Source organism: Streptomyces sp. NPDC107559, from assembly GCF_055657365.1.
In genome coordinates, this window is record NZ_JBVKBD010000014.1 from 220,669 (window position 1) to 247,393 (window position 26,725).

23 protein-coding genes, 1 rRNA gene and 1 riboswitch are annotated in these 26,725 nt (G+C 70.9%); of the genes, 8 read left to right on the forward strand and 16 right to left on the reverse strand.

All coding sequences use genetic code 11. From position 1 onward, the window contains the following. Positions 1-5 precede the first annotated feature (5 nt). Complete coding sequence (locus ACZ7OY_RS33130) at positions 6-1,298, reverse strand: extracellular solute-binding protein (RefSeq protein WP_471914863.1); 1,293 nt, start codon at positions 1,296-1,298, stop codon at positions 6-8. Between the two features lie 176 nt (positions 1,299-1,474). After that, positions 1,475-3,016 (reverse strand): glycoside hydrolase family 43 protein, encoded by a 1,542-nt coding sequence (locus tag ACZ7OY_RS33135; protein WP_471914864.1) that lies wholly within the window; start codon positions 3,014-3,016, stop codon positions 1,475-1,477. Positions 3,017-3,525: 509 nt separating this feature from the next. On the opposite strand from ACZ7OY_RS33135, the gene ACZ7OY_RS33140 reads away from it, so the two are divergent. The 3 genes from ACZ7OY_RS33140 to ACZ7OY_RS33150 all read left to right on the forward strand — a co-directional run bounded on the left by ACZ7OY_RS33140 (position 3,526) and on the right by ACZ7OY_RS33150 (position 6,653). Further along, positions 3,526-5,481: an APC family permease gene (locus tag ACZ7OY_RS33140; RefSeq protein ID WP_471914865.1), complete on the forward strand. Its 1,956-nt coding sequence runs from the start codon at positions 3,526-3,528 to the stop codon at positions 5,479-5,481. A 128-nt stretch (positions 5,482-5,609) separates the two neighbouring features. Next, positions 5,610-6,152, forward strand: coding sequence for a hypothetical protein (locus tag ACZ7OY_RS33145; RefSeq protein ID WP_471914866.1), 543 nt, complete (start codon positions 5,610-5,612; stop codon positions 6,150-6,152). 105 nt (positions 6,153-6,257) lie between these two features. Continuing rightward, positions 6,258-6,653 carry a TOBE domain-containing protein gene (locus ACZ7OY_RS33150; RefSeq protein ID WP_351608444.1) on the forward strand — a complete coding sequence of 132 codons (396 nt, stop codon included), beginning with the start codon at positions 6,258-6,260 and terminating at the stop codon, positions 6,651-6,653. Positions 6,654-6,698: 45 nt separating this feature from the next. Here ACZ7OY_RS33150 and ACZ7OY_RS33155 read toward each other — a convergent pair whose 3' ends face one another. Further along, entirely contained in the window at positions 6,699-7,643 is a 945-nt protein-coding gene (locus ACZ7OY_RS33155; RefSeq protein WP_471914867.1) for a LysR family transcriptional regulator, read from the reverse strand. A gap of 45 nt (positions 7,644-7,688) precedes the next feature. After that, positions 7,689-8,177 (reverse strand): molybdopterin-dependent oxidoreductase, encoded by a 489-nt coding sequence (locus tag ACZ7OY_RS33160; protein ID WP_471914868.1) that lies wholly within the window; start codon positions 8,175-8,177, stop codon positions 7,689-7,691. A gap of 209 nt (positions 8,178-8,386) precedes the next feature. Here ACZ7OY_RS33160 and modA point away from each other — a divergent pair, with 209 nt between their 5' ends. The 4 genes from modA (at position 8,387) to ACZ7OY_RS33180 (ending at position 11,754) form a co-directional block, all read left to right on the forward strand. Next, positions 8,387-9,211: a molybdate ABC transporter substrate-binding protein gene (gene modA, locus ACZ7OY_RS33165; protein WP_471914869.1), complete on the forward strand. Its 825-nt coding sequence runs from the start codon at positions 8,387-8,389 to the stop codon at positions 9,209-9,211. Continuing rightward, entirely contained in the window at positions 9,208-10,065 is an 858-nt protein-coding gene (locus ACZ7OY_RS33170) for an ABC transporter permease (protein WP_471914870.1), read from the forward strand. The genes modA and ACZ7OY_RS33170 overlap by 4 nt, the downstream gene beginning before the upstream one ends. 103 nt (positions 10,066-10,168) lie before the next feature. Next, complete coding sequence (locus tag ACZ7OY_RS33175) at positions 10,169-11,260, forward strand: ABC transporter ATP-binding protein (protein ID WP_471914871.1); 1,092 nt, start codon at positions 10,169-10,171, stop codon at positions 11,258-11,260. A gap of 74 nt (positions 11,261-11,334) precedes the next feature. Further along, entirely contained in the window at positions 11,335-11,754 is a 420-nt protein-coding gene (locus ACZ7OY_RS33180; RefSeq protein WP_471914872.1) for a TOBE domain-containing protein, read from the forward strand. 172 nt (positions 11,755-11,926) lie between these two features. On the opposite strand, the gene gcvP is transcribed toward ACZ7OY_RS33180, so the two are convergent. Then, on the reverse strand, positions 11,927-14,812 hold the full coding sequence (gene gcvP / locus ACZ7OY_RS33185) for an aminomethyl-transferring glycine dehydrogenase (protein ID WP_471914873.1): 2,886 nt from the start codon (positions 14,810-14,812) through the stop codon (positions 11,927-11,929). Between the two features lie 180 nt (positions 14,813-14,992). Then, positions 14,993-15,088: riboswitch (glycine riboswitch) on the reverse strand. Positions 15,089-15,203: 115 nt separating this feature from the next. Here gcvP and ACZ7OY_RS33190 point away from each other — a divergent pair. Beyond that, positions 15,204-15,575: a PRC-barrel domain-containing protein gene (locus tag ACZ7OY_RS33190; protein WP_351616027.1), complete on the forward strand. Its 372-nt coding sequence runs from the start codon at positions 15,204-15,206 to the stop codon at positions 15,573-15,575. 261 nt (positions 15,576-15,836) lie between these two features. On the opposite strand, the gene ACZ7OY_RS33195 is transcribed toward ACZ7OY_RS33190, so the two are convergent. The 11 genes from ACZ7OY_RS33195 to rrf all read right to left on the reverse strand — a co-directional run. After that, positions 15,837-17,294 carry a DNA polymerase IV gene (locus ACZ7OY_RS33195; protein ID WP_471914874.1) on the reverse strand — a complete coding sequence of 486 codons (1,458 nt, stop codon included), beginning with the start codon at positions 17,292-17,294 and terminating at the stop codon, positions 15,837-15,839. A gap of 57 nt (positions 17,295-17,351) precedes the next feature. Then, on the reverse strand, positions 17,352-17,996 hold the full coding sequence (locus tag ACZ7OY_RS33200) for a MerR family transcriptional regulator (RefSeq protein WP_471914875.1): 645 nt from the start codon (positions 17,994-17,996) through the stop codon (positions 17,352-17,354). A 243-nt stretch (positions 17,997-18,239) separates the two neighbouring features. After that, the gene (locus ACZ7OY_RS33205; RefSeq protein WP_003988851.1) at positions 18,240-18,713 is read right to left on the reverse strand and encodes a bifunctional nuclease family protein; all 474 of its coding nucleotides are present in this window, start codon (positions 18,711-18,713) and stop codon (positions 18,240-18,242) included. Positions 18,714-18,809: 96 nt separating this feature from the next. Next, positions 18,810-19,547: a transcriptional regulator FtsR gene (gene ftsR / locus ACZ7OY_RS33210; RefSeq protein WP_471914876.1), complete on the reverse strand. Its 738-nt coding sequence runs from the start codon at positions 19,545-19,547 to the stop codon at positions 18,810-18,812. 44 nt (positions 19,548-19,591) lie between these two features. Further along, a complete protein-coding gene (locus ACZ7OY_RS33215) occupies positions 19,592-20,494 on the reverse strand; it encodes an FHA domain-containing protein (protein ID WP_384732571.1) in 903 nt (300 codons plus the stop codon). Positions 20,495-20,555: 61 nt separating this feature from the next. Beyond that, positions 20,556-21,335, reverse strand: coding sequence for a DUF881 domain-containing protein (locus ACZ7OY_RS33220; RefSeq protein ID WP_471914885.1), 780 nt, complete (start codon positions 21,333-21,335; stop codon positions 20,556-20,558). Between the two features lie 638 nt (positions 21,336-21,973). Continuing rightward, positions 21,974-22,306, reverse strand: a complete 333-nt coding sequence (locus ACZ7OY_RS33225; RefSeq protein ID WP_006134295.1) for a small basic family protein — start codon at positions 22,304-22,306, stop codon at positions 21,974-21,976. Beyond that, positions 22,303-23,139 carry a DUF881 domain-containing protein gene (locus ACZ7OY_RS33230; protein ID WP_471914877.1) on the reverse strand — a complete coding sequence of 279 codons (837 nt, stop codon included), beginning with the start codon at positions 23,137-23,139 and terminating at the stop codon, positions 22,303-22,305. The genes ACZ7OY_RS33225 and ACZ7OY_RS33230 overlap by 4 nt, the downstream gene beginning before the upstream one ends. Before the next feature lie 165 nt (positions 23,140-23,304). Then, complete coding sequence (locus ACZ7OY_RS33235) at positions 23,305-25,800, reverse strand: mannose-1-phosphate guanyltransferase (RefSeq protein WP_351616049.1); 2,496 nt, start codon at positions 25,798-25,800, stop codon at positions 23,305-23,307. A gap of 114 nt (positions 25,801-25,914) precedes the next feature. Beyond that, entirely contained in the window at positions 25,915-26,523 is a 609-nt protein-coding gene (locus tag ACZ7OY_RS33240; protein WP_471914886.1) for a CDP-alcohol phosphatidyltransferase family protein, read from the reverse strand. A gap of 107 nt (positions 26,524-26,630) precedes the next feature. After that, positions 26,631-26,725 (reverse strand): 5S ribosomal RNA (rrf, locus tag ACZ7OY_RS33245); the annotation flags it as partial.

Below are 26,725 nucleotides of genomic sequence, written 5' to 3' on the forward strand. Positions count from 1 at the left end.
GCGGGCTACTGCTCTTCCTTCGCGGTCTTCGTGACCGACTGCGTGACCTGCTCGGGCGACTTGGAGCCGGCGATCAGCGCGGCCACGCTGTCGTTGATCTCCTGGCCGACGGCGGGCGCGTAGGCCTGGTCGAGGTAGAGCTGGAAGCCGGTGGCGGCCTTCAACTGTGCCTGTACGGCGGTGAGGTTGGGGTCGGTCAGGGAGCTCTCGGCGGCCGGGACCACCGGCAGGACGCCGGTCTTCTTGACCAGTTCCTGGTCGGTGGCCTGGGAGGCGAAGAACTTCAGGAAGTCGACGGCGGCCTGCGGGGCGCCCTTGCGCAGCGCGTGGCCGCCGCCTCCGCCGAACACCTCGGTGATCGAGCCCCGGCCGCCCTCGACCGCGGGGAACGGGAAGAACCCGAGGTCGGCGCCGAGGCCCTTGCCCGCGTCGGCCTCGACGACCGGGGCCCACTGGCCCATGAGCTCCATCGCCGCCTTGCCGTTGCCGACCGTGGCGGCCTGGCCGGTGGGGGTGGAGTAGGCGGCGCCGAGGAAGCCCTTCTGGAACGGCTGGAGGTCGACGAGTTCCTTCAGGTGCCCGCCCGCCTGCACGAACCCGGCCCCGGTGAAGTCCTTGTCGTCCGCGGCCTTGCGCAGGGCGTCGACGCCCGCGGTACGCATCGCCAGGTAGGCCCAGTAGTACATGCCGGGCCACTTCTCCTTGCCCGCGAGGGCGAGCGGGGTGACGCCGGCGGACTTCAGCCTGCGCACGGCGTCGAGGAAGCCGCTCCAGGTGGTCGGGGGCGCGCTGATGCCCGCCTGCTTGAACAGCGCGTTGTTGTACCAGAAGCCGATCATGCCGATGTCGAACGGGATGCCGTACGTCTTGTCGTCGATCAGGTACGGCTGCTTCGCGACCGGCAGCAGCCCTTCGGCCCAGGCCTCGGTGCCGTCGGTGAGGTCCTCGACGAGCCCTGCGTCGACCTGTTGCTTGAGGACGCCGCCGCCCCAGGTGTGGAAGATGTCCGGCAGCTTCCCGGAGGCGGTCAGCGCCGTCATCTTCGATTTGTAGGCGTCGTTCTCCAACTGGACGATCTTTATCTTCACCTTGGGGTTCTGCGCCTCGAACTTCTTGGCGAGGCCTGCCCAGACGTCCTTGGTGGGCTGGGTCGTGGAGATGTTCCACCACTCGATCGTGGTCGTCCCCGACGACCCTCCGTCCGAGTCTCCGCCACAGCCGCTGAGTGCCGTCATGCCCAGACCGGCCGCGGCGGAGACTGCCAGGAAGCCGCGGCGGGACAGTGCCAGGTCGCCCATGATGCGCTCCTTGGGTACGGGACGGCTCGCCCTGTCCGTCCGAGATTCCGAAAATTTCGGAATAGATCCAGAAACCTTCGTTGCTGCCGCACCCTAGAGACAGTCCCGGAGGGGTGGCAACCCCTTGTACGCGGCGAATCCGCCGCCAAGCCCCCTGCAATGCACTGCAGTTGGGATCAGCGCGGCCCGACGCCGGGCTCCGTCGGGCGCGGACCGTGGTCGAACCAGTCGTACGCAGCACTGCCCTCGGTGACGTACATCCCGATCACGCGGCCGGTGAAGCCCCCGGCGACCTGGGTGGACAGATAGCGTCCGTCGAGCGCGGCGAGCCGCAGGACGCCTTCGGAACTCTCGGCGGAAAAGGCGATCGTGTCGGGCCCGCCGGCCCTGACTCCGGGAGCTTCCCGGCCGGTGGCGGTGACCGTGGGCGGCAGGACGTCGTCGGTGCGGGTCTCGACGGTCAGGGTGAGCGGTCCCGGCGGCACGGCGTGCCGTGCGACGCACTGCCGCAGCGGGCCGATCCTGGCGTGGACGCTCACCGTGCCGTCGTGCGCCTCCAGGTCGTAATGGTGGGCCTCGTCCAGACGGACGGAGAGTCCGGCCCGTCCCCGGCCCGCGTCCAGCCGGACCGCCGTCCGGCTGTCGGGGTGCTGCTGTCTGCGGCCGACGAACGTGTGCCCGGGGCGGTCCAGGCTGTCGCCGGTCGCGGTCAGCGTCAGCCAGCCCGGCCGCCGGGTCAGCGACCAGGAGCCGTCCGGCCTGTCCCGCGGGGAGATCCAGCACGGCGCCAGCACCGGGGCGTCGAAGTCGTCGCGCACCGGCTCCGGCGGGAGCGGGTGCCAGGCGGCGGGTGCCGGGTGCCGCCCGGCGACCGGCCCCACCCGCGGCCAGCCGTCCACCCATTCCACCGGCACCAGGAAGGTCTCCCGCCCGAGCACATGGAACTCCGGGAAGAAGCCGCCCGGACGGGTGCCCAGCAGCACCATCCACCAGGTGCCGTCGGCCGCCTCGACCAGGTCGGCGTGGCCGGTGCACTGGACGGGCAGGTCCGTGCCGCGGTGGGTGAGCACGGGATTGTCCGGCGCCGCTTCGAACGGCCCGCGCGGGGACCGGGCGCGGGCCACGCTGACGCTGTGACCGAGCGCGGTGCCGCCCTCCGCCAGCAGCAGGTACCACCATCCGCCGATCCGGTACAGGTGCGGGGCCTCCGGATCCCGCATCCCCGTCCCGGACCAGACGGGCAGCGGCCCTTCGAGCACCTTGCCGGTCACCGGGTCGATGCGGGCCACCCGGACCCCGGCCAGGGCGCACCAGCAGGAGCCGTCGTCGTCCCAGGCGAGGTCGGGATCGATGCCGGGCAGATCGATCCGGACCGGATCGGACCACGGGCCCTCGGGCCGCTCGCTGTGGACCAGGAAGGTGCCCCCGCCGCCGACGTGGGTGGTGATGACGTGGAACCGGCCGTCGTGGTGCCGGATGGTCGGGGCGTAGATGCCGGCGGAGGCCGGGGCGTCCGGCGGAATCCCCAACTGCCCGGGCCGGTCCAGCACGTTGCCGATCTGCCGCCAGTGCACCAGGTCGCGGCTGTGGAAGAGCGGGACGCCCGGCACGTACTCGAAGCTGGAACAGACCAGATAGAAGTCCGCCCCGACCCGGCAGACGCTCGGGTCGGGGTGGAAGCCGGGGATCACGGGGTTGTCGTACGTCCGGGTCGCCATGCGTGTCAGCTCCTCCGCGGGAAGCCATTCGAAACTTTCGGCTTCTACGACGAACATTACGGAGCGGACTGTAGGGCGGCGGCGGGACGCGGACAAGGCGTCCCGCCGCCGCGAATGACCGGATGCGACCGCCGTTGACGGGTCCCTGATGGAGCGCAGTGCGCCTTTGACGGGTCCCTTACGCCCCGCAGTTCACGACCTCTCCCGGCCGGCCGCGGAGGCCTCGACCCGTACCCCGCGCCCCCTGCGGGCACATCACGGCACATCACCCAGGGTGCCCGCCGACGGTCGCCGTCCGGCTCCCTCCCCCGGACGGCCCAGGCGGTCCCGGACAGTCGTACGGACGTCTCCGTGGTGCGAGCCCCCGCCCGCCCGGTCAGTCTTAACGGAGAATTGACGCCCTCCACCCCGAGATCCGTGGGCCCTGGCGTCACGCTCTGCATACGCTGGTGCGGCCGTCCGCGTGATGGCCGACACCACACGCCGGGCCGCACCTCAGGAGCACACCCATGGCCACGACCGAACACCCACCGCCCAGCCGCCTGCGCGCCTGGATGCTGGAGGGCCTGTCCGACATGGGCAAGGGCGGCGGCCACCAGGGGTCCCACGCCCAGTCGGAGCCCTCGCACAAGGGCCAGCGCTGGTGGCGCGTGATGTGCCTGACCGGTGTCGACTACTTCTCGACCCTCGGCTACCAGCCCGGCATCGCCGCCCTCGCGGCCGGTCTGCTGTCACCCATCGCGACCATCGTGCTGGTGATCGTCACCCTGGCGGGCGCGCTGCCCGTGTACCGGCGGGTGGCCGAGGAGAGCCCGCGCGGCGAGGGCTCGATCGCGATGCTGGAGCGGCTGCTGTCGTTCTGGCAGGGCAAGCTCTTCGTGCTGACCCTGCTCGGGTTCGCGGCCACCGACTTCCTGATCACGATCACCCTGTCCGCGGCGGACGCCTCCACCCACCTGATCGAGAACCCGCATCTGAACAGCGCCCTGCACGACAAGCAGATGGTGATCACCCTGTTCCTGCTGGCGCTGCTCGGCGCGGTGTTCCTCAAGGGCTTCCTGGAGGCGATCGGCGTCGCCGTCGTCCTGGTGGGCATCTACCTCTCCCTGAACGTCGTCGTCGTGATCTCCGGCCTCTACCACGTGGCCACCGCAGGACACGTGGTCACCGACTGGACGCACGCCCTGACCGCCGAGCACGGCAACGTCTTCGCCATGGTCGGCGTGGCCCTGCTGGTGTTCCCCAAGCTCGCGCTCGGCCTCTCCGGCTTCGAGACCGGAGTGGCCGTGATGCCGCACGTCTCGGGCGACCCGGACGACACGGAGGAACGACCGACCGGCCGGATCCGGGACACCAAGAAGCTGCTCACCACCGCCGCCCTGATCATGAGCTGCTTCCTGATCTGCACCAGCTTCATCACCACCCTGCTGATCCCGGAGAAGGAGTTCCAGCCGGGCGGCCAGGCCAACGGACGTGCCCTGGCGTACATCGCGCACGAGTACCTGGGCAACGCCTTCGGCACGGTCTACGACGCCTCGACCATCTGCATCCTGTGGTTCGCCGGCGCCTCCGCCATGGCCGGCCTGCTGAACCTGATGCCGCGCTACCTGCCCCGCTACGGCATGGCTCCGCACTGGGCCCGCGCGGTGCGCCCCATGGTCATCGTCTTCACCCTGATCGGCTTCCTGGTCACCTGGATCTTCGACGCCGATGTCGACGCCCAGGGCGGCGCGTACGCCACCGGTGTGCTGGTGCTCATCAGTTCCGCGGCGATCGCCGTGACCATCGCCGCGCGCAAGGCGGGCCAGCGCAACTGGACCATCGGGTTCGCGGTCATCTCGGCGGTGTTCCTCTACACGACGGTCGTCAACGTCATCGAGCGTCCGGACGGTGTCAAGATCGGTGCCTGCTTCATCGTCGGCATCATCCTCGTCTCGCTGCTGTCCCGGCTGGCGCGCGCCTTCGAGCTGCGCGTGACCAGCGTGACGCTGGACGACATGGCGGACCGCTTCGTCCGGGACATGGCCAGCCGGAAGATCCGGTTCATCGCCAACGAGCCCGACCGGCGGGACAAGGCCGAGTACCGCGACAAGATCGAGCAGATCCTCCAGGACAACGACATCCCCAGCCGGGAGGACTTCGTCTTCGTCGAGGTCACGGTCACGGACCCGTCCGAGTTCGAGGCGGGCCTGAACGTCCGCGGGGAGGTGCTGCACAACCGCTACCGGGTGCTGACCCTGGAGTCCGCCTCCATCCCCAACGCACTGGCCGCGCTGCTGCTGCACGTCCGCGACTCGACCGGGTGCACCCCGCACATCTACTTCGAGTGGACCGAGGGCAACCCGTTCGCCAACTTCCTGCGCTTCTTCCTCTTCGGCCAGGGCGAGGTCGCCCCGGTCACCCGTGAGGTGCTGCGCGAGGCCGAACCGGACCGCGACCGACGGCCCCGGGTCCACACCGGCTGAGCGCGGCGCGCGCCGACGCCCGTGTCCCGCGGGGACGCGTATGGACCTCGTAAGGACCCGGCCGTACGGCGTCAGGGCCGCGTCAGCGCAGGTCCCACCCCCGGGGACGCGCGCCTACCGTGGGCCTCATGGCTCCCACCACCCCGCTCACCACGTCCCGCCTCCGGCCCCTGCTCCCGGACGGCGACCGGCGGTGGCACGCCGACGTCCGGTACGCGGTGGGCTGTGCCCTGGTCCTGTGCGGCCTGTCCCTCCTGCTCGACTGGGGTGCCGGAACCCTGACACCGGCGCGCGCCCTGCTGTGGCCGGCCCTCTCCACGGTGCTCCTGCTGGCCCTCCTGCCGCAGCGCGTCACCGCGGGCCGCGGCTGGCTGGCGGTGCGCGGCCCGATGCGCGGGCACCTGGTCCGTACCGACGCGCTGACGGACGTACGGCAGTGCCCGGGAGTCTCCGCGCGCCTGGTCCTGCGGGACGCCTTCGGCCATCGGGTGGAACTCGACCCCCGCGTGCTGGCCGCCAACCCGCTGCTCTGGCACGACCTGGACACCGGCGCCCGCCGGTCGCTCGAACGGGGCACGCTGCGCGAGGGTGCCGAGGTGCTGGCGCGGCTGGGCCGGGAGATCGACGACGAGACCGCGCGGGCCGTGCTCAGACGGTCGGGAATCCTCTGACCGGGTGCGCCGGGACCGGATGACGGCCACGGACGGCACGGCGCGTCGTGCCCGCCGGCCGACCCCAGGTCACCGGGACGGGTGCCCGGCCCTATCGTGACGCCTATGCAGTCCTACACAATCGGCCAGGCGGCACGGCTGCTCGGCGTGAGCCCCGACACCGCCCGGCGCTGGGCGGACGCGGGCCGGGTGACCACGCACCGCGACGACAGCGGCCGCCGGCTCATCGACGGGAAGGACCTCGCCGCGTTCTCCGTCGCGCTGGCCAGGCCCGGCGGCGGCGACGAGGACGCCCCGTACACCTCGGTCCGCAACGCGTTCCCCGGCATCGTCACCGCGATCAAGCTCGGCGATGTCGCGGCCCAGGTCGAGATCCAGGCGGGCCCGCACCGCCTGGTCTCCTTGCTCACCCGCGAGGCCGTGGAGGAACTGGGCCTGGAGGTCGGGATGGAGGCCACCGCCCGGGTGAAGTCGACGAACGTGCACATCGACCGGGTCTGAACGGGCAACAACCCACCATTGCCACGTCGGGACAGCCGACTGCCGTCAACGGCTCCCCGCGCCGGACCGGCCCAGGTAGCTGTGCAGCAGCGCGTCCAGCGCGCCGCGCAGTCCGGCCTCCCGCGCCACCGCGACCAGCGCGTCCGCCAGCACCGACGGGGGTTCGCTGCGGGCGACGACCAGCCCGACCCGCGGCCCGTGCGCGGGTCCCTCCAGCGGGACCACGCGCATGCCGTCCGGGACGCCGAACATGTGCAGCCAGGCGTGCGAGATCACGCTGGACCAGCGGCCGCCGGGCAGGTGCGCGTACAGTCCGGCGACGGTGTCCGACTCGATCGCGGGCGCGGCCGTGGCACCGTCGGCGGCGAAACACTCGTCGATGATCCGCCGGTTGCGCATCCGCGGGCCGAGCAGGCACAGCGGCAGCGTCGCGGCCTGGGACCAGCGGGCCGTGCGCGCCTCGCCCAGCGCGCCGCCGACGGGGGTGAGCAGCACGTACCGCTCCTCGTAGAGCGGAATCCGGCGCACGTCGCGCAGTGCGCCGTCCTCCAGGTACGTCATCGCCGCGTCCAGCTCGAACCCGCTCAGCCCCTGGGTGATGTCGGCCGAGGACAGCGACTCCAGCGCGACCCGGGCTCGCGGATGGCGGTCGCAGAACGGGGTGGTCAGCAGGGCGGCGACGGGCAGTGCGGTGGGTACGACGGCGAGCCGCAGCGTGCCGGCGAGCCCACCGCGCAGCATCGACAGCTCCTGGTGCAGCGCGTCGCGCTCGGCGAGGATGCGGTGTGCCCAGGCCAGGACGACTTCCCCCTCCGGGGTCAGGCCCTCGTACCGTCGCCCCCGCCGTACGACCGGCACGCCCAGCACGTGTTCCAGACGGCGGATCGCGGCGGACAGCGAGGGCTGGGAGACATGGCAGGCGGCCGCCGCCCGCGCGAAGTGGCGCTCACGCGCGAGCGCGACGAGGTACTCCAGCTGACGCAGCAGCATGCGCGGCCTTCCTCCGCCTGACCCGCCGGGCGGCGGGCGTCCGGTTCACGAAGCCGCCGCCGACCCGGGGCCGGGTGCGGCGGGCACCGGCTGCCGCCAGTCGTAGCCCCCGTCGACACGGATCGCGCTGATGCCGCTGATGTGCCGGGCCCCGCAGCGGTCCTGCGGCAGGACGAGCTGGGGTCCGGCGCGGTCCAGGGCGGCGTCGTCGACGCTCACCGCGAGCAGCACGGGCGCGTGGGCGAAGTCGGGGTCGATCTCGGCCCAGGACAGCAGGGCGTGGTGCCCGTCGGAACCGGTGACGGCGATCAGGAAGCGCAGCCGGTCCTTGCGCCGGACCGGGTCGAAGCCGGGACCGGCGTCGGACAGCACGTCGTACAGGCGGGGGCCGGTGAACCGGTGGTACTGCGTACCGCTGGTGGAGCACTCGAAGGCGACCCGCACCCGGTGCTGGGGCCAGCGGAGGAGATCCGGCACGGTCAGCCGGGACGGGCGGGCGAGGTCGCCGGTCAGGGAGAGTTCCGCGAGCGTCACGTGCCACCACCTCCCGCTTGACGGTACCCGGCGCAGGGCCCTGTGGAAACGCACATGCCCGGCACAACCCCGTATCGCAACAGATCATGCGATGCAACAGGAGACTTATGCCTCGCATATGCGGCAGTATCATCGCGGCACGGTCCGAAAGAGACCGTGGAGGGGTCCACCGGACCCTGTCGTGAAGCAGCCAAGGGAGTAGACCCGTGATGACCCGTCCCGCACGCCGGACCCGCCGGACCCTGCAGATCGCCGGTGCGGGCGTTGCCGCGCTGCTGGCACTGAGCGCCTGCTCCTCCGGCTCGGACTCCGACTCGGCCGCCAAGTCCGACTCCTCGACGTCGGCGTCGCCGAAGCTCTCCGGCACGGTGACCGTCTTCGCGGCCGCCTCGCTGAAGGAGAGCTTCACGGCCCTGGGCGAGCAGTTCGAGAAGGAGCACCCGGGCACGAAGGTCACCTTCAACTTCGGCGGCAGCGACACGCTGGCCGCGAGCATCACCGGCGGCGCCCCTGCCGACGTGTTCGCCGCCGCCAGCCCCAAGACCATGGCGATCGTGACGGACAAGAACGACGCGGCCACCACGCCCGCCACCTTCGTCCGCAACCAGCTGGAGATCGCGACCCTGCCGGGCAACCCCGACAAGGTCGCCTCCCTCAAGGACCTCACCAAGTCCGGTCTGAAGGTCGTCCTGTGCGACAAGACGGTGCCGTGCGGTGCCGCCGCCCAGAAGGCCCTCGACGCCGCCGGGCTGAAGCTCACCCCGGTCTCCTACGAGCAGGACGTCAAGAGCGCCCTGACCAAGGTCGAGCTGAAGGAGGCCGACGCGGCGGTCGTCTACAAGACCGATGTGCACGCCGCGGGTGACAAGGTGGAGGGTGTGGAGTTCCCCGAGTCCGCCGGCGCCGTCAACGACTACCCGATCGCCCTGCTCAAGGACGCTCCCAACGCGGAGGCCGGCAAGGCGTTCATCGCGCTGGTGCAGTCCGCCGAGGGGCAGAAGGTCCTGAGCGAGGCCGGGTTCCTCAAGCCGTGACCCCGAGCGACAAGGCAGGTGCCGCGGGCGACACCCTTCGGGGGCGTCCGCGGCCCGCCCGCGTCCGGACGGCCCCCCGGGGCGTCCCCCTGCCCCTGCTGCTGCCCGCCCTGCTCGGCCTCGCGTTCCTGCTGGTGCCGCTGGTCGCCCTGATCGTCCGGGCGCCCTGGAGCGGCATGCCCGAGCAGCTGACCAGCCCCGAGGTCTGGCAGGCCCTCCAGCTGTCCCTGCTGTGCGCCACGGCGGCGACCGCGGCGAGCCTCGTCGTGGGCGTCCCGCTGGCCTGGGTACTGGCCCGTACGGACTTTCCCGGCCGTGGCCTCGTACGGGCCCTGGTCACCCTGCCGCTCGTGCTGCCCCCGGTCGTCGGCGGTGTCGCGCTGCTGCTCGCGCTCGGCCGCAACGGGGTCGTCGGGCAGTGGCTGGACGCCTGGTTCGGCATCACCCTGCCGTTCACCACGGCGGGCGTCGTCGTCGCGGAGACCTTCGTGGCGATGCCGTTCCTCGTGATCAGCGTGGAGGGCACCTTGCGGGCCGCCGACCCCCGCTACGAGGAGGCGGCCACCACGCTGGGCGCCTCCCGTTTCACCGCGTTCCGCCGGGTCACCCTGCCGCTGATCGCCCCGGGCATCGCGGCGGGCGCCGTGCTCGCCTGGGCCCGCGCCCTCGGCGAGTTCGGCGCGACGATCACCTTCGCGGGCAACTTCCCGGGCCGCACCCAGACCATGCCGCTCGCGGTCTACCTGGCCCTCCAGAGCGACCCGGAGGCGGCGATCGCCCTCAGCCTGGTGCTGCTGGCCGTGTCGATCGCGGTGCTGGCGGGTCTGCGGGACCGTTGGATCACCGCGTCATGACAGCGACGACACCGGTGGGGCCGGCGGGACGTGCGACACGAGGGCCCCGCCCTGCACCACCCCGCCCCTGCCATCTCCCCCGACTCCGGCGGACGATTGCCTCATGACCGACCTCGACGCCGACCGGGTCCATCCCGCCCCCGTGGGCACACACGGCCAGGGCCTCGACGCCCGTCTCCTCGTGGACCGCGGCACGTTCCGCCTGGACGTCGCGCTGACGGCCGCGCCCGGTGACGTAGTCGCCCTGCTCGGCCCCAACGGCGCGGGCAAGACCACGGCGCTGCGCGTGCTCGCCGGGCTCGTCCCGCTCTCCGGCGGCCATCTGCGCCTGGACGGCGTCCCGCTGGAGGGCACGCCCCCCGAGGCCCGCCCGGTCGGTGTGGTCTTCCAGGACTACCTGCTCTTCCCGCACCTGACGGCCCTGGACAACGTGGCCTTCGGCCCGCGCTGTCAGGGCAGTTCCAAGGCGCAGGCCCGCGCCCTGGCCGCGCAGTGGCTGGACCGCATGGGCCTGGCCGACCACGCCGGCGCCAAGCCCCGCCGCCTCTCCGGCGGTCAGGCCCAGCGGGTCGCCCTGGCCCGCGCGCTGGCCACCCGGCCGCGCCTGCTGCTCCTGGACGAGCCCCTCGCCGCCCTGGACGCCCGCACCCGGCTGGAGGTACGGGGCCGGCTGCGCCGCCATCTCGCCGAGTTCGAGGCCGTCGCCGTACTGGTCACCCACGACCCGCTCGACGCCATGGTGCTGGCCGACCGGCTGGTCGTCGTCGAGCACGGCCGCGTCGTCCAGGAAGGCGCCCCGACCGACATCGCCCGTCACCCGCGTACCGACTACATCGCGCAGCTGGTCGGCCTGAACCTCTACCGGGGACGGTCCGACGGGCACACGGTCCGCCTGGACGCCGGCCCCGCCGTCACCACCACCGAGATCCTGTCGGGCGAGGTCTTCGTGGCGTTCCCGCCGAACGCGGTGACCCTGTACCGGGACCGTCCCACCGGCGCCAGCGCCCGCAACCTGTGGCGCTGCGAGGTCGCGGGCCTGGAGACGCACGGGGACCGGATCCGGGCCGACCTCACCGGGGAACTCCCGATCGCCGCGGACGTCACCACGGTCGCCGCGGCCGAGCTCGATCTGCATCCGGGCGCATCGGTCTGGGCGACGGTGAAGGCGACGCAGACGCACGCATACCCGGCCTGACGCCCCCGTCTGGTTACGGTGGGGCCACCCGAGGCCCAGCGCCCGACGAACCCACCGTCTGCGAGGCATCCCCCATGAGCCTGAGCATCCGCAACCAGCTCCCCGGCACCGTCACCGCCGTCACCCCGGGCGAGGTCATGGCGACGGTGAGGATCCGGCTGGCCGGAGGCCAGGACCTCACCGCGGCGATCACCCGGGAGGCCGTCGAGGAGCTCCGCCTGACGACGGGCGCCACGGTGCACGCCCTGGTGAAGGCCACCGAGGTCGCCCTCGCCACCGGGCCGGTCGAGGGCCTGTCCATCCGCAACCGGCTGCCCGGCACGGTACGGGATGTCGCCGCGGGCGGCGCCATGGCCACCGTCAAGGTCGCCGTCGACGGTGCCGTGCTGACCGCGGCGATCACCCGGGACTCCGCGGCCGATCTCGGTCTGTCGGCGGGCTCGGCCGTCACCGCGCTGATCAAGTCGACCGAGGTGTCCCTCGCGTCCGTGTGACGCAGAAGGGGCTCCTGCCCGGCCGTAGCGGCCGGACAGGAGCCCCCTGGCGCCCGCCGCCGAGCGGCGGTGCCGAAGTCCCGAACCCGGTCCGCCCGGTCCCCGCACCCCTCGACGGGGGCGTGGGGACCGGGCGGACCGGCCTTCACCGGCCCATGGGCCGGCCGGGTGCTCAGTCGTCGTACGCGTCCAGCGGCGGGCACGAGCAGACCAGGTTCCGGTCGCCGAAGGCCTGGTCGATACGGCGCACCGGCGGCCAGTACTTGTCGGCGGCCGAGACACCGGCCGGGAAGACGGCCTCCTCGCGGCTGTAGGCGTGCTCCCACTCCCCGCCGAGCGCGGCGGCGGTGTGCGGGGCGTTGCTCAGCGGGTTGTCGCCGGCCGGCCAGTCGCCCGCGCCGACCTTCTCGATCTCCGCGCGGATGGCGATCATCGCGTCGCAGAAACGGTCCAGCTCGATCAGGTCCTCGGACTCGGTCGGCTCGATCATCAGCGTCCCGGCCACCGGGAACGACATCGTCGGCGCGTGGAAGCCGTAGTCGATCAGCCGCTTGGCGACGTCGTCGACGCTCACGCCGGTCGCCTTGGTCAGCGGCCGCAGGTCGATGATGCACTCGTGCGCGACCAGACCGCCGGGGCCGGTGTAGAGCACCGGGTAGTGCGGCTCCAGGCGCTTGGCGATGTAGTTGGCGGAGAGCACCGCCACCTGCGTGGCCCGCTTGAGCCCCTCGCCGCCCATCAGGCGGACGTACGCCCACGAGATCGGCAGGATGCCCGCGGAACCCCACGGGGCCGCCGAGATCGGGCCGACACCGGTCTCCGGACCGGCCGCGGGCTGCATCGGGTGGTTGGGCAGGTACGGCGCGAGGTGCGACCGCACGGCCACGGGGCCGACGCCGGGACCGCCGCCGCCGTGCGGGATGCAGAACGTCTTGTGCAGGTTCAGGTGCGAGACGTCGCCGCCGAAGTGCCCCGGCTTGGCGAGCCCCACGAGCGCGTTGAGGTTGGCCCCGTCCACGTAGACCTGACCGCCCGCCTCGTGCACCTGCGCGCAGATGTCGGCGACATGCTCCTCGAACACGCCGTGCGTGGAGGGGTACGTGATCATCAGCACCGACAGCTGCTCACGGTGCTGCTCGATCTTCGCCCGGAGGTCCTCGACGTCGATCTCGCCGTCCTCGGCGGTCTTCACGACGACGACCTTCATGCCGGCCATGACGGCACTGGCGGCGTTGGTGCCGTGCGCGGAGGACGGGATCAGGCAGACGGTCCGCTGGTCGTCACCGTTGGCCCGGTGGTAGCCGCGCACCGCGAGCAGACCGGCCAGCTCGCCCTGCGAACCGGCGTTGGGCTGGAGGGACACCTTGTCGTAGCCGGTGACCTCGGCGAGCCGCTCCTCCAGCTCACGGATGAGCGTGAGGTAGCCCTGCGCCTGCTCGGCGGGCGCGAAGGGGTGCAGCTGGCCGAACTCGGGCCAGGTGACCGGCTCCATCTCCGTGGTCGCGTTCAGCTTCATGGTGCAGGAGCCCAGCGGGATCATGCCCCGGTCGAGCGCGTAGTCGCGGTCGGAGAGCCTGCGCAGGTAGCGCAGCATCGCGGTCTCCGAGCGGTGCTGGTGGAAGACCGGGTGGGTGAGGTAGACGTCGGTGCGCTGCAGCGCGGCCGGCAGGGCCTCCTCGGTGACCGCGTCCAGCGCCTCGATGTCGGCCTCGACCCCGAACGCCGTCCACACGGCGGCAAGCTGCGCGCGCGTGGTGGTCTCGTCGCAGGACATGGACACCCGGTCGGCGTCGACGAGGTGCAGGTTGACCCCCCGCTCGCGCGCGGCGGCCACGGTCTCGGCGGCCCGGCCCGGGACCCGCGCGGTGAGGGTGTCGAAGAACGCGCCGTGCACGACCTCGACACCGCCGGCGGTGAGGCCCGCGGCGAGGAGCGTGGCGTAGCGGTGGGTGCGGCCGGCGATCGCCTTCAGACCGTCGGGCCCGTGGTAGACCGCGTACATGCCCGCCATCACGGCGAGCAGCACCTGCGCGGTGCAGATGTTGCTGGTCGCCTTCTCCCGGCGGATGTGCTGCTCACGGGTCTGAAGGGCGAGGCGGTAGGCCCGGTTGCCGTCGGCGTCGACGGAGACGCCCACGAGACGGCCGGGCAGGCTGCGCGCGAACTTCTCGTGCACCGCCATGTAGCCGGCGTGGGGTCCGCCGAAGCCCATCGGCACGCCGAAGCGCTGGGTGGTGCCGACCGCGATGTCCGCGCCCAGCTCGCCGGGCGAGGTGAGCAGCGTCAGCGCGAGCAGGTCGGCGGCGACCGTGACCAGCGCGCCCAGCTCGTGGGCCTGGTCGATGACCGGCTTGAGGTCGCGCACGGCACCGGAGGCGCCCGGGTACTGGAGGAGCACGCCGTTGATCTCGCGCTCGGCGATCTCGGCCGGGATGCCGTCGCTGAGGTCGGCGACGACCACCTCGACGCCGGTCGGCTCGGCGCGGGTCTCGATCACGGCGATGGTCTGCGGCAGCGCGTCCGCGTCGACCAGGAACAGGCCCTTCTTGTTCTTGCCCATGCGCAGGGACAGCGCCATCGCCTCGGCGGCGGCCGTGCCCTCGTCGAGCAGCGAGGCGCCCGAGGTCGGCAGCCCGGTGAGTTCGGCGACCGTCGTCTGGAAGTTCAGCAGCGCTTCCAGGCGGCCCTGCGAGATCTCCGGCTGGTACGGCGTGTACGCCGTGTACCAGGCCGGGTTCTCCATCACGTTGCGCAGGATGACGGGCGGCGTGAAGGTCCCGTAGTAGCCGAGGCCGATCATCGAGCCGAGGACCTGGTTGCGATCGGCCAGGGAGCGCAGCTCGGCCAGCACCTCGGCCTCGGTGCGCGCGCCCGGCAGGTCGAGGGCGTCGGCGTTCTTGATCACATCCGGTACCGCGGCTGCCGTGAGGTCGTCCAGCGAGCCGTACCCGACCTGGGCGAGCATCTTGGCCCGTGCCTCGAGGTCGGGCCCGATGTGGCGCTGCTCGAACGGGATCCCCTGTTCGAGCTCGGAGAGCGGAATACGGTGGGCGGTCATTGCGGAGGCCTCCTGGTCTGACGCGACCTGCGAGGGGCACCCTGGTGTGGGTACCCCGACGGCCTCCCCCTCTGTCATCTCAACCTGAGAGCTTCACCGGATCGCCCGGAGTGGGGTCACCGGCTTTCACCGTCGGTGAGGACGCGGGTCGTCGACACCCGTCCTGCTTTCCAGAGTGACCTCGTCCGTGCGGTACGTGTGCCTGAGAGATTCCGGGGAGGATTTGCTCCTTCGGCGCCTCCGGTTTTGTCCGGAGGACTCTCCCGCACGGGGTCAGCAGCCGCTTGCCAGAGTACCAGCGACCTCAACACGGGAGTTTTCGAGTGGCCACCTTCCTGAATGTGCTCTTTTGTAGTGCTTACGGATGAGTTTGCGACCTGGAGGAGGGACCGTGCAGACCGATGTCGATCCGCGCAACCTGATCGGCCGCAAGGCGTTCGACCGCAACGGCACCAAGATCGGAACCGTCGACGAGGTGTACCTCGACGACGCCACCGGTGTACCGGAGTGGGCAGCCATACGTACCGGTCTGTTCTCGAGGGACGCTTTCGTTCCGCTCGAACCCAGCGAACTGGTCGAGGGCGCACTGCGCGTCCCGTTCGACCGCACTCTGATCAAGGACGCCCCCGACTTCGGCGTCGGCCGTCACCTCTCCCCCGAACAGGAACTCCAGCTCTACCACCACTACGGCCTCGACATCGCAGCCCCGCCCCCCTTCCCGGACCACGACTTCGGCAAGCTGGCCGGCCCGGACGAGTCCTGACGCCACCGCCCGCACCCCGCCGGCCCACGGTTCCCCTGGAGAGCTGCCGCAGCCAGGCCCGGCACGCCCGCCGGAGACAGGCGGTCCCCTCGGCGCCCCTGCCGACCTGCCTGGTCGCCGTCGACGGCGATCGGCGTGCACCGGATGCCCGGTGACGGAGATCGCACCGCACCGGCACTCCCCCGAGCCTCCGGCCGGCCCGTGACGTTCCGGACAGCCGGAACTCCGTCCCGTCGCCCGTCAGGTCCCCCGAGCCCGCCGTCAGCCGACCGCGTGCTCCGCAGCGCCAGCGCTCGACGGCTCCTCGTCCAGCGGTTCCCCCTCGGCCGCCGTATCCTCCTCCTCGGCGCCGCGGACCGCTCCCGAGATCTCGGCCTCCACCGGTCTTCGCCGCACCAGTGGCAGTGGATCCGCCGGTTCCAGGTCGGGGTCGTCGATCCGGAAGGTCCGCACCCGGCCGGGGGCCGAGTCGGGCGTCTCGAACCGGACGGTGACCCGGCCGAGGCCGCTGCCCTGCACCCACCCGGGCCCGTACTCGGCATGCCGTACGTCGTGTCCGGCCGGCCAGTGCCGCTCGACCGGTTCCGACGGCTGCGGCACGGACTCGTGCGCGGCCGCCTCCTGCTCCACGGCGCCCGCCTGTTCGCCGGCCGCCTGCGCGAACAGGTCCTCCTGGGTGTAGTCGGCCAGTCCGGTCACCCCCACCCCGAGCAGCCGTACGCCGCCCGTGGTGTCCACGGAGTCGAGCAGCCGGGCCGCCGCCTCCCGCACGACGGCCGGATCGTCGGTGGGGCCGCGCAGCGTCTCGGACCGGGTCAGGGTGGAGAAGTCGTACCGCCGCACCTTGAGCACGATGGTCCGCCCGGACAGACCCGCCCCGCGCAGCCGCCCCACGCACCGGTCGGCCAGCCGCGCCACCTCGAACCCCACCCTGAGCCGGTCGTGGATGTCCACGTCGTACGTGTCCTCGACCGACACCGACTTGGCCTCCCGCTCGGCCACCACGGGCCGGTCGTCGCGCGCCAGCGCCATGGCGTACAGCGCGTGGCCGTGCGCCTTGCCCAGCAGCCGGACGAGCTCGTCCTCACCGGCCCCGGCGATCTCGTCGACCGTGGTGATCCCGGCCCGCCGCAGATGGTCGCCGGTGGCGGGACCGACGCCCGGCAGGGTCCGTACCGACATGGGCCCGAGCAGCGCCCGCTCGGTGCCCGGCTCGATCAGCACCAGACCGTCCGGCTTGGCCTGCTCGGAGGCGATCTTCGCAAGCATCTTCGACGCGGCCACCCCCACGGACCCCGTGAGCCCCGTCACCGCCCGGATGTCGGCACGCAGCTTCACCCCCGCCGAGCGGGCCGACCCGGCGTCCCAGGCCGCTCCCCCGGCCTCCAGGTCCACGAACGCCTCGTCCAGGCTCAACGGCTCCACCAGCGGCGACAGAGCCCGCAGCAGCGCCATCACCTGCTCGCTGATCGAACGGTAGAACCCGAAGCGGGGCACGAGATAGGCCGCGTTCGGCACCAGCCGACGGGCCTGGGCCATGGGCATCGCCGAGTTCACGCCGAAGACCCGTGCCTCGTACGAAGCGGTCGCCACCACCCCGCGCGGCCCGAGCCCGCCCACGACGACGGCCTTTCCCCGCAGGCTCGGCTTGGACGCCTGCTCCGCCGAGGCGAAGAAGGCATCCATGTCGAGATGCAGGATCGTGGGCGCGGTTCTCACATCTCCGATGCTGCCCTACGCCACTGACAATGCCCTCGCGCGGCGCCGGGGCGGACCTCAGACGGCCCGGTTGCGCCGCCGCGCCAGCTCGTCGGCCGGATTGGGTCGGACCAGGGTCTCCCCGGTGTCGATCCGCTCCCCGTGCAGCTGTGACAGGGCGCTCTCCACGTCCCGCCACACCACGCCCACGGCGATCCCGAACACACCCTGCCCGCCTTGGAGCAGCGCGTGGACCTCGTCGGGCGAGGTGCACTCGTACACCGTGGCGCCGTCGCTCATCAGCGTCATGCGCTCCAGGTCGCTGAAGCCCCGCTCCTTCAGGTGCCGCACGGCGGTACGGATGTTCTGCAACGACACCCCGGTGTCGAGGAACCGCTTGACGATCTTCAGGACGACCACGTCGCGGAAGCTGTACAGCCGCTGTGTCCCGGACCCGTGGGCAGGCCGCACGCTCGGCTCGACCAGGCCGGTACGGGCCCAGTAGTCGAGCTGCCGGTAGGTGATGCCGGCGGCCGCGCAGGCCGTCGGGCCCCGGTAGCCGATCTGCTCGGACGTCATGGACGTCGCCCCTCCGCTGCTCGGCACTGCCGAAGGTCGGTGCGGAGCATGGTCGGCCGCGTCGCCGTGAAGCGGGTACGGACCGCTCGCCCCGAAACCGCGTCCCGGGGCACCCCCAGCCATACCGCCGCCGCTGCTGCTCACGCCGACCTCCGTCCTTGACCTGCCTCCTCGACGGTAGGCAGTCACCAGGGGTGCGTCAACGATCGCCACACTCGGCACGCCGAGTGATAATCACCCTAGGAGTGGTTTCCCGTACCCCACCGCGGGGAAAGGCTAGCCGAATGCTCTCGGGGGGAGCCGCAGGACGCACTCACTGGCCGCTGGCAATTGCCGCCGCCGCGCCGCGCCGCGCCACCCGATCCGCGCGACGCGCCCGTGCAGCGCCTACTGGCTGCTGCTGCCGAAGTCCTCGGGTGAGATCTGGTCGAGGAACTCGCGGAACTTCTCCACCTCGTCCTCCTGCTCGTCCGGGATCGCGATCCCCGCGTCGTCCAGGACCGTGTCGCTGCCGTAGATCGGCGTCCCGGTACGCAGTGCCAGCGCTATGGCATCGGACGGTCGGGCACTGACCTCCACCCCGCTCGCGAACACCAGCTCCGCGTAGAAGACGCCCTCACGCAGGTCCGTGATGCGCACTTCGGTCAGCTCCTGGCCGACGGCTTCCAGCACGTCCTTGAACAGGTCGTGGGTCAGCGGTCGCGCGGGGGCCATGCCCTGCTGGGCGAAAGCGATCGCCGTCGCCTCCCCCGGCCCGATCCAGATAGGGAGGTAACGGTCGCCTCCCACTTCGCGCAGGAGCACGATCGGTTGGTTGGAGGGCATTTCGACCCGGACACCTACGACATCGAGCTCGTTCACACAGCAACCCTAGGCCGTGCCCGGGATGTTTGGGTAGTCGGGCCGGGAACGGGCGCCCGATCACGCCGTCCGGAAGGCCCTGGGTCCGCCCCGCTCTCAGGGCAGCCGCACCCCGAGAGCGGTCTGTACCAGCGCCGCGTGCAGCTTCACCGTGAGCCCCGCGAGCTCCTTGGTACGGTCCTCGGCGTGTGCCCTGGTCTGCGGGTTGCGGTGCCGCTTGAGCGGGGCCACCACCTGGTCCACCAGGCCGGCCTCACGGTCGGCGGCGGCCTTCATGAGCCGCAGGTGGCGGGGTTCGATCCCGAACCGCCCAAGCTCGATGACGAGCGAGGCGACCGTGACCGCCTCGGCGTCGTACACGCCGCCCTCCAGCGGGGTGATGAGCCCGTAGGACTGCCACTCCTCGAGCTCGCGCTCGCCGACCTCCGCGGCGGCGAGCAGCTCGGCCCGCCCGATCCGGGCCGCGGTGGAGCCGTCGGAGACCTCCGGGACGGCCTCGCCCTCCCGCTGGCGCCCCAGCGCGGGCAACCGTACGGCCTCCCCGCGCTCCATGGCGTCCAGGTGCTCCCGGATCACCTTGAGCGGCAGATAGTGGTCGCGCTGCATCCTCAGGACATGGCCGAGACGCTCGACATCCTTGATGCTGAACTTGCGATACCCCGAAGGGGTGCGCTGCGGCTCGATGAGGCCCTCGGACTCCAGGAATCGGATCTTGGAGATGGTGACCTCGGGGAACTCCTCGCGCAGCGCGTTCAGCACCGAGCCGATACTCATCAGCCCACTGTCCGCCGCGGCGGTGCCGTGCCCGGCACCGCCGCCCGGTGTTCGAAGCATGGACCTTCCCTGGGGGTCCCCCCCGGACACAGTCCGGGGGAGGGTCAGTAGCCTCGCTGGCTCGCGTAGAAGACCAGCCGGTACTTGCCGATCTGCACCTCGTCGCCGTTGGCCAGAGGGACCTCGTCGATCCGCTCGCGGTTGACGTACGTGCCGTTGAGGCTGCCCACGTCGGCGACCGTGAACGTGCCGTCCTGGCCACGCCGGAACTCCACATGCCGACGCGAGACCGTCACGTCGTCGAGGAAGATGTCGCTCTGCGGGTGCCGCCCGGCCGTGGTCAGCTCGCCGTCCAGGAGGAAGCGGCTGCCCGAGTTCGGGCCCCGGCGCACCACCAGGAGCGCGGAACCCAGCGGCAGTGCGTCGACAGCCGCCTGCGCCTCGGGCGACAGCGTCGGCACCGACGTCTGGCCGGTGACCTCGGCGTCGTAGGCCTCGATCCCCGAGATCGAGATCGTCGACGTCGTCTCGGACGCCCGCTCGGGCGTCAGACCGGGGCGCAGCGGTGCGCCACAGTTGGAACAGAAGCGGCTGTTCTCGCCGTTGCGGTGACCGCACCTCGTACACACCAGGGCCGACACGGAAAACCCTCCACCCGAACTTGAGGTTGACGGTTGCCCGAAACCTATGCCGCCGGACTGGGCAGGGTCAACTGACGCCGCGCCCTGACCCCCGGAGAGGTCACCACCCGGACCAGCCACCTGGTCCCGGAACAACGGCCGCTGGCCGTCCGCGTCGGGCTGTGCGCGGTGACGAGCGGTCGCGTTGTCGTTACCCTCTCGAGCACTCTTGCCGAACAACTTCGCAAACAACTTCACGGGCGATTCCCCTTGACCGAAACAGACCCGCCCGTGGGGCAGGACGAACCCTGACTCAATACACCGGTCGACCCGGACATCTTCACAACGTCCGTATCCACCAGACAGTTTCCACCACGCACCACCCATTCGGTGCGCCGACCCCCCGCAACCTCATGCCCTGGGGCGACGACCCCCATGCACCCCCGGTTCACTGGGAGGACGACCGAGCGTAGTCAGGCCGCTCCGCCGCCCGCAAGGCGTTCACGACGATCTTGCCCGAACGCTCGACGGTCACCGTGGCCTGCTCCTTCTCCAGTGTCTGCACCACGCCTCCAGGGATGTTGAGCGCCGGCTCGAGATCCTGCGGCTTGCCGATGACACTGAAACGATAGGGAGCGTTGATCTTGTTCCCATCGACGCTCACACTCTTCCCGGACTCTGTCAGATACGTGCTTGCGACCACGCGCACCCCGTTCACCTGGATCGCCTCCGCGCCGGCCGCGCGCAGCTCCTGGATCGCGTCGAGCAGCATGTCCGCCTGGACCGTCCCCTTCGTGTCCTCGACCGTCATCGTGATGCCGGGCCCCTGCGCGGCCACCGTGCCCGCGAGGATGCCGAGTTGCCGTTCCTTCTCGAGTGTCTGCTTGCGGGCTTCCTCGGCCGCGTCGGAGCTGTTCTCCAACTCGTCGCGCTGCTTCTCGAGACCTTGCTTCTCGTCCTCAAGACGCTGAGTACGGTCATCCAGTTCATCGAGGATCCGAACAAGATCTTCCTGGCGTGCGCCGCGCAGCGCGCTGTCGCTGTCGCTGTTCGACGCCACCTGCACGGCCAGCCCGAAGCCGAGGCCGAACAGCAGGACGGCCACGATGAGTTGGGCCCGCGACAGACGCGGCGGCCACAGCCCCTGCACCAGCCGCTGCCGACCGGACAGCACGGGCTCGGCCGCCGTGTCGGCCGGCTGCTCGGCCTGGGCAGGCTGCGGGGGCACCTCGTCGGGCAGTTCCCTGCGCAGCCCGTGCTCGGGCCTGGACCACTCCGGCTGCGGCCGCGGCGGCTCGGGCTGAGGCCGCGGCCGCTCCGGCTGCGGCCGGGACCACTCCGGCTGGGGCTGGGGCCGCTGCGCCAGGGGGCGTTCGGGCTCGGGCCTGCGCGGCTCCGGCCGCCGCTGCGCAGGCTGCGGCCGCTCGGGCTCGGACACGGCCCGACGCTGCTCAGGCTGCCGCCAGTCGGGCCGAGGCCGCTCCGACTCGAGCGGCTCCGGTCGACGCGACTCGGGCTGAGGCCGCTCAGGCTGGGGCCGCTGAGGCTCAAGATCGGGGCGTCGCTGCTCAGGCTGCCGCCGCTCCACCTCGGACCGAAGCCGACGCAACCGCTCAAGCTCGGGCCGACGCGGCTCCGGCCGCTGCTGCGCAGGCTGCGGCCGCTCGGGCTCAGGCTCGACCCGACGCTGCTCAGGCTCGACCCGCCGCTGCTCCGGCTCGACCCGCTCAGGCTCGGGCTCCGGCCGCCGCTGCTCAGGCTCGGGCTCGGGCCGGCGCTCCTCGGGCTCGGGTCGTTCAGGCTCGGGCCGCTCGGGCTCGGGTCGGCGCGGCTCAGGCTGTTCGTCCTGGTTGCTCATCGTCGGTCTCACGCCCGGAACACGTGCCGACGGATGGCCGCGGCGTTGGAGAAGATGCGGATGCCGAGGACGACCACGACACCCGTGGACAGCTGGGCGCCCACACCCAACTTGTCGCCCAGGAAGACGATCAGCGCCGCCACGACCACGTTCGACAGGAACGACACGACGAACACCTTGTCGTCGAAGATCCCGTCGAGCATGGCCCGCAGACCGCCGAAGACGGCGTCGAGAGCCGCCACGACGGCGATCGGAAGATAAGGCTCGACGACCGCCGGAACCTCGGGGCGGACCAAAAGGCCGGCCACGACTCCCACGATGAGGCCCAGTACGGCGATCACGATGTGCCCTTCTCGGATATCGGCTGTGCTGTACGTACGATCACACTCGGTGCGGCCGGCAGCCGGAGGTCGCCCTCCGTGGAGATGGCGGTCCGGATGCCGTAGTTCTCCTGCAAGGCGTTCAGATACAGGCCGTCTGCACTGTTCTGGAACTTGGTGCTCAGCCGCTTCCCGTCCCCCACCGCGAGCACCGTGTAAGGCGGCACCAGCGGCCTGTTGTCGACCAGTATCGCGTCCCCCGCGGCCCTGATCGCCGACAGTGCCGTCAACCGCTGTCCGTTGATGGAGATCGCCTCGGCGCCCGACTCCCACAGCCCGTTGACCACCCGCTGCATGTCCCGGTCGCGCACCCGCCCGGTGTCGGAGAACCCTGAGGTCTCGCGCGGGTCGCCGTCCCCTCCGGTGGTGGCTTCCTTGGCGTCGTTCACGACCAGCTTCACACCGGGCCCGTGCACCTCGGAGGCACCCGAGAGGATGCCCACCAGTTCGGCCCGGCTGTCGCCGCCGTCGTCGCGGAGCGCCTCCCGCTGCCGTGCGCCCACGTCGTCCCGGAGCTCGTCGACGGTGCCCTCCAGCTCGTCCGCCGCCTTGGTCTCACGGTCGATACGGTCGATCAGCTCCTGGCGCTCCTTGGCCACGACCGGAGCCGCGATCCGCGCCTGCGCCGCTCCGACCGTCACGACCAGCGCGGCGAGCACCAGACCGGCGGCGAGACCCAGCTTCGCGCTCAGCGTCCGGGGCAGGCCGCCACCGCCCTCGGCCTTCTTGCGGGCGGCTGCCTCGGCGTATCCGTCGTCCAGGCTGTGATCCATGACGTTGGTGAGCAGCGACATGGACGCGTCCGGACGCGACGGGCGCGTGAATGTACTCCGAACGGGGGGCTCCTGCGGCATGCCGCACATCGTCGCATGTCGCGACCCGTACCTCCGAACGGCCCCTCCGACGTGCCGGACAGGCCCCCTCGGGGACACCTGTCCGGCACGCCGCGTACCGGGCCCTCAGCGGCCGGCGCTGTCCACCACCGCCGCCCACTCGTCGAGCAGGGCCTGCGCGGAGGCGTCGTCCGGCCCTTCCGCCCACAGATGGGTGACCGCCTCGGCCGGATCGGGCAGCACCATCACCCAACGCCCGTCGGTCTCCACCACCCGCACCCCGTCCGTGGTGTCCACGAAGCGGTCTCCCGCCTCCTCGACCACACGACGCATCACCAGTCCCTTGACGGCCCACGGAGTCGCCAGATCCCGCTTGAGGACGTGCGCCCTCGGAATCCGCGCGTCGATCTGGCTCAGCGTGAGCTGTGTCCGCGCCACCAGCCCGATCAACCGTACGAAGGCCGCGGTGCCGTCGAAGACGCTGCTGAACTCGGGAACGATGAATCCGCCCTTGCCGTCCCCACCGAAGATGGTCGTCTCGTCCCGCCCGACCCTGGTCAGGTCGTCGGGCGAGGTCGTCGTCCACTCCACCTGGGTCCCGTGGTAGGCGGCCACCTGCTCGGCGATCCGGGTCGTGGTCACCGGCAGGGCCACACGGCCGCTGCGCCGCTCCGCGGCCACCAGGTCGAGCATCACCAGCAGCGCGCGGTCGTCCTCCACGATCCGCCCCTTCTCGTCGACGAGCGAGAGCCGCTCACCGACCGGGTCGAACCGCACACCGAACGCGGCCCTGGAGGACGCGACGATCTCACCGAGCCTGACCAGCCCCGCCCGCCGCACCTCGGCGCTCTCCGTCGGCCTGGACTCGTCCAGACCCGGGTTGACGGTCAGCGAGTCCACGCCCAGCTTCCCGAGCAGGCTGGGCAGGACGAGTCCCGCCGAGCCGTTCGACGCGTCGACGACGACCTTCAGCCCGGACTCGGCGATACCCGTCGTGTCGACGTTCCGCAGCAGCGACCCCGTGTACGAGTCGAACACGCTGGCCGGGAAGTACAGGTCCCCGATCTCCCCCGGGAACGCACGCCGGTACTCCTGCCGCGCGAACACCCGGTCGAGCTTGCGCTGGCTGGCCTGGGACAGGTCCGCACCCTGTCCGTCGAAGAACATGATGTCGACGGAGTCCGGCACACCGGGCGAGGTCCTGATCATGATCCCGCCCGCACTGCCGCGCGCGGTCTGCTGCCGGGCGACCGGCAGCGGTACGTTCTCCAGGTCGCGGACGTCGATGGCACTGGCCTGCAACGCGGAGATGACGGCCCGCTTCAGCGCGCGGGCACCACGGGAGTGGTCACGTGCCGTGGTGACCGTGGAGCCCTTCTTCAGCGTCGTCGCATAGGCCCCTGCGAGGCGCACGGCGAGCTCGGGGGTGATCTCGACGTTCAGGATCCCGGACACACCGCGCGCACCGAACAGATTGGCCTGTCCTCGCGACTCCCAGATCACCGACGTGTTGACGAAGGCGCCCGCCTCGATGGTCTTGAACGGGTAGACCCGCACATTGCCCTGCACGATCGATTCTTCACCGATCAGGCACTCGTCACCGATGACCGCGCCGTCCTCGATCCTGGCGGCCCGCATGATGTCGGTGTTCTTGCCGACCACGCAGCCGCGCAGGTTGCTGTGCTGACCGACGTAGACGTTGTCGTGCACCACGGCCCGGTGCATGAAGGCCCCGGTCTTCACCACGACGTTCGAGCCCACGACGGTGTGCTCGCGGATCTCGGCGCCGGCTTCGACCTTGGCGTAGTCACCGATGTAGAGGGGACCGCGGAGAACGGCGTCGGGATGCACCTCGGCGCCCTCGGCCACCCACACACCCGGGGAGATCTCGAAGCCGTCGAGTTCGACGTCGACCTTGCGTTCGAGGACGTCCGCCTGCGCCTTCACATAGCTCTCGTGCGTACCGACGTCCTCCCAGTAGCCCTCGGCGATATAGCCGTAGATCGGCTTGCCTTCCTTCATCAGCTGCGGGAAGACATCGCCGGACCAGTCGACGGGCACGTCGGGTTCCACGTAGTCGAACACCTCGGGCTCCATGACATAGATGCCCGTGTTCACCGTGTCCGAGAAGACCTGACCCCAGGTCGGCTTCTCCAGGAAGCGTTCGACCTTGCCTTCCTCGTCCACGATGGTGATGCCGAATTCCAGCGGATTGGGTACGCGCGTCAGGCAGACGGTGACCAGCGCACCCTTTTCCTTGTGGAAGTTGATGAGCTCGGTGAGGTCGAAGTCGGTCAGGGCATCTCCGGAGATGACGAGGAAAGCATCGTCCTTCAATGCTTCCTCGGCGTTCTTGACGCTTCCGGCGGTACCGAGTGGCTTCTCCTCATTGGCATAGGTGAGCTCCATACCGAGCTCTTCGCCGTCTCCGAAGTAGTTCTTGACGAGCGATGCCAGGAACTGCACCGTTACGACGGTCTCGTTGAGCCCGTGCCTTTTGAGCAGCCTCAGAACGTGCTCCATGATTGGCCGGTTGGCCACCGGCAGGAGCGGCTTGGGCATGCTTGAGGTCATAGGGCGAAGGCGTGTGCCTTCGCCTCCGGCCATCACGACGGCCTTCATGTCGGAAGCGTCCTCCTCTAAGAGACGACGGTCTAGCCGACTTCACCCGCCTTGATTGTCCCGCACTTTTCCGCAACGGGCCATCGAGCCACTGTTTACCGCCCAAGGGCGAGCTCAGTCGGCCATGGCGTCCGCACGAACGAGACGGCGGACCTGCACCACGTAGAGGACTCCTGCCCACCAGTACAGGGTTGTACCCCACCCTGCGAACGCCCATCCGAAAACAGCCGCGAGTGACGCGATCCATCCGCTTCCGTCACTCAGGAGGAGCAGCGGGAAGGCGTACATCAGGTTGAAGGTGGCGGCCTTGCCCAGGAAGTTAACCTGCGGTGGCGGATAGCCGTGCCGTCTGAGGATGCCGACCATGACCAGCAGGACCAGCTCACGGGCGAGAAGTATGCCGGTCAGCCAGAGCGGGAGAATCTCGCGCCAGGTGAGCCCGACCAATGTCGAGAGAATGTAGAGCCGGTCGGCCGCCGGGTCGAGGAGTCGACCGAGGCTGCTGATCTGGTTCCAGCGTCGCGCCAGCTTGCCGTCCAGATAGTCACTGATGCCGCTGAACGCCAGTACGAGAAGGGCCCAGCCGTCGCTGTTCGGCCCTCCGAACTCGGGCCTGAGGATCAACCACAGGAAGAGCGGCACGCCGGCGAGACGCGCCATGCTCAGGATGTTCGGGATGGTGAGGACCCGGTCTGTCTGGACGCGGGTCTCCTGGACCTCCACCCGGGGGCCTCCAGTAGAAAATGTGCCGATGATTCCCACTGACCTTACCTCAACGCAAAAAGCTCTGGCCCTCGGGCTGGTGCCCAAGAGCCAGAGCTCTAAAAGGAGTTCGGCGGCGTCCTACTCTCCCACAGGGTCCCCCCTGCAGTACCATCGGCGCTGTGAGGCTTAGCTTCCGGGTTCGGAATGTAACCGGGCGTTT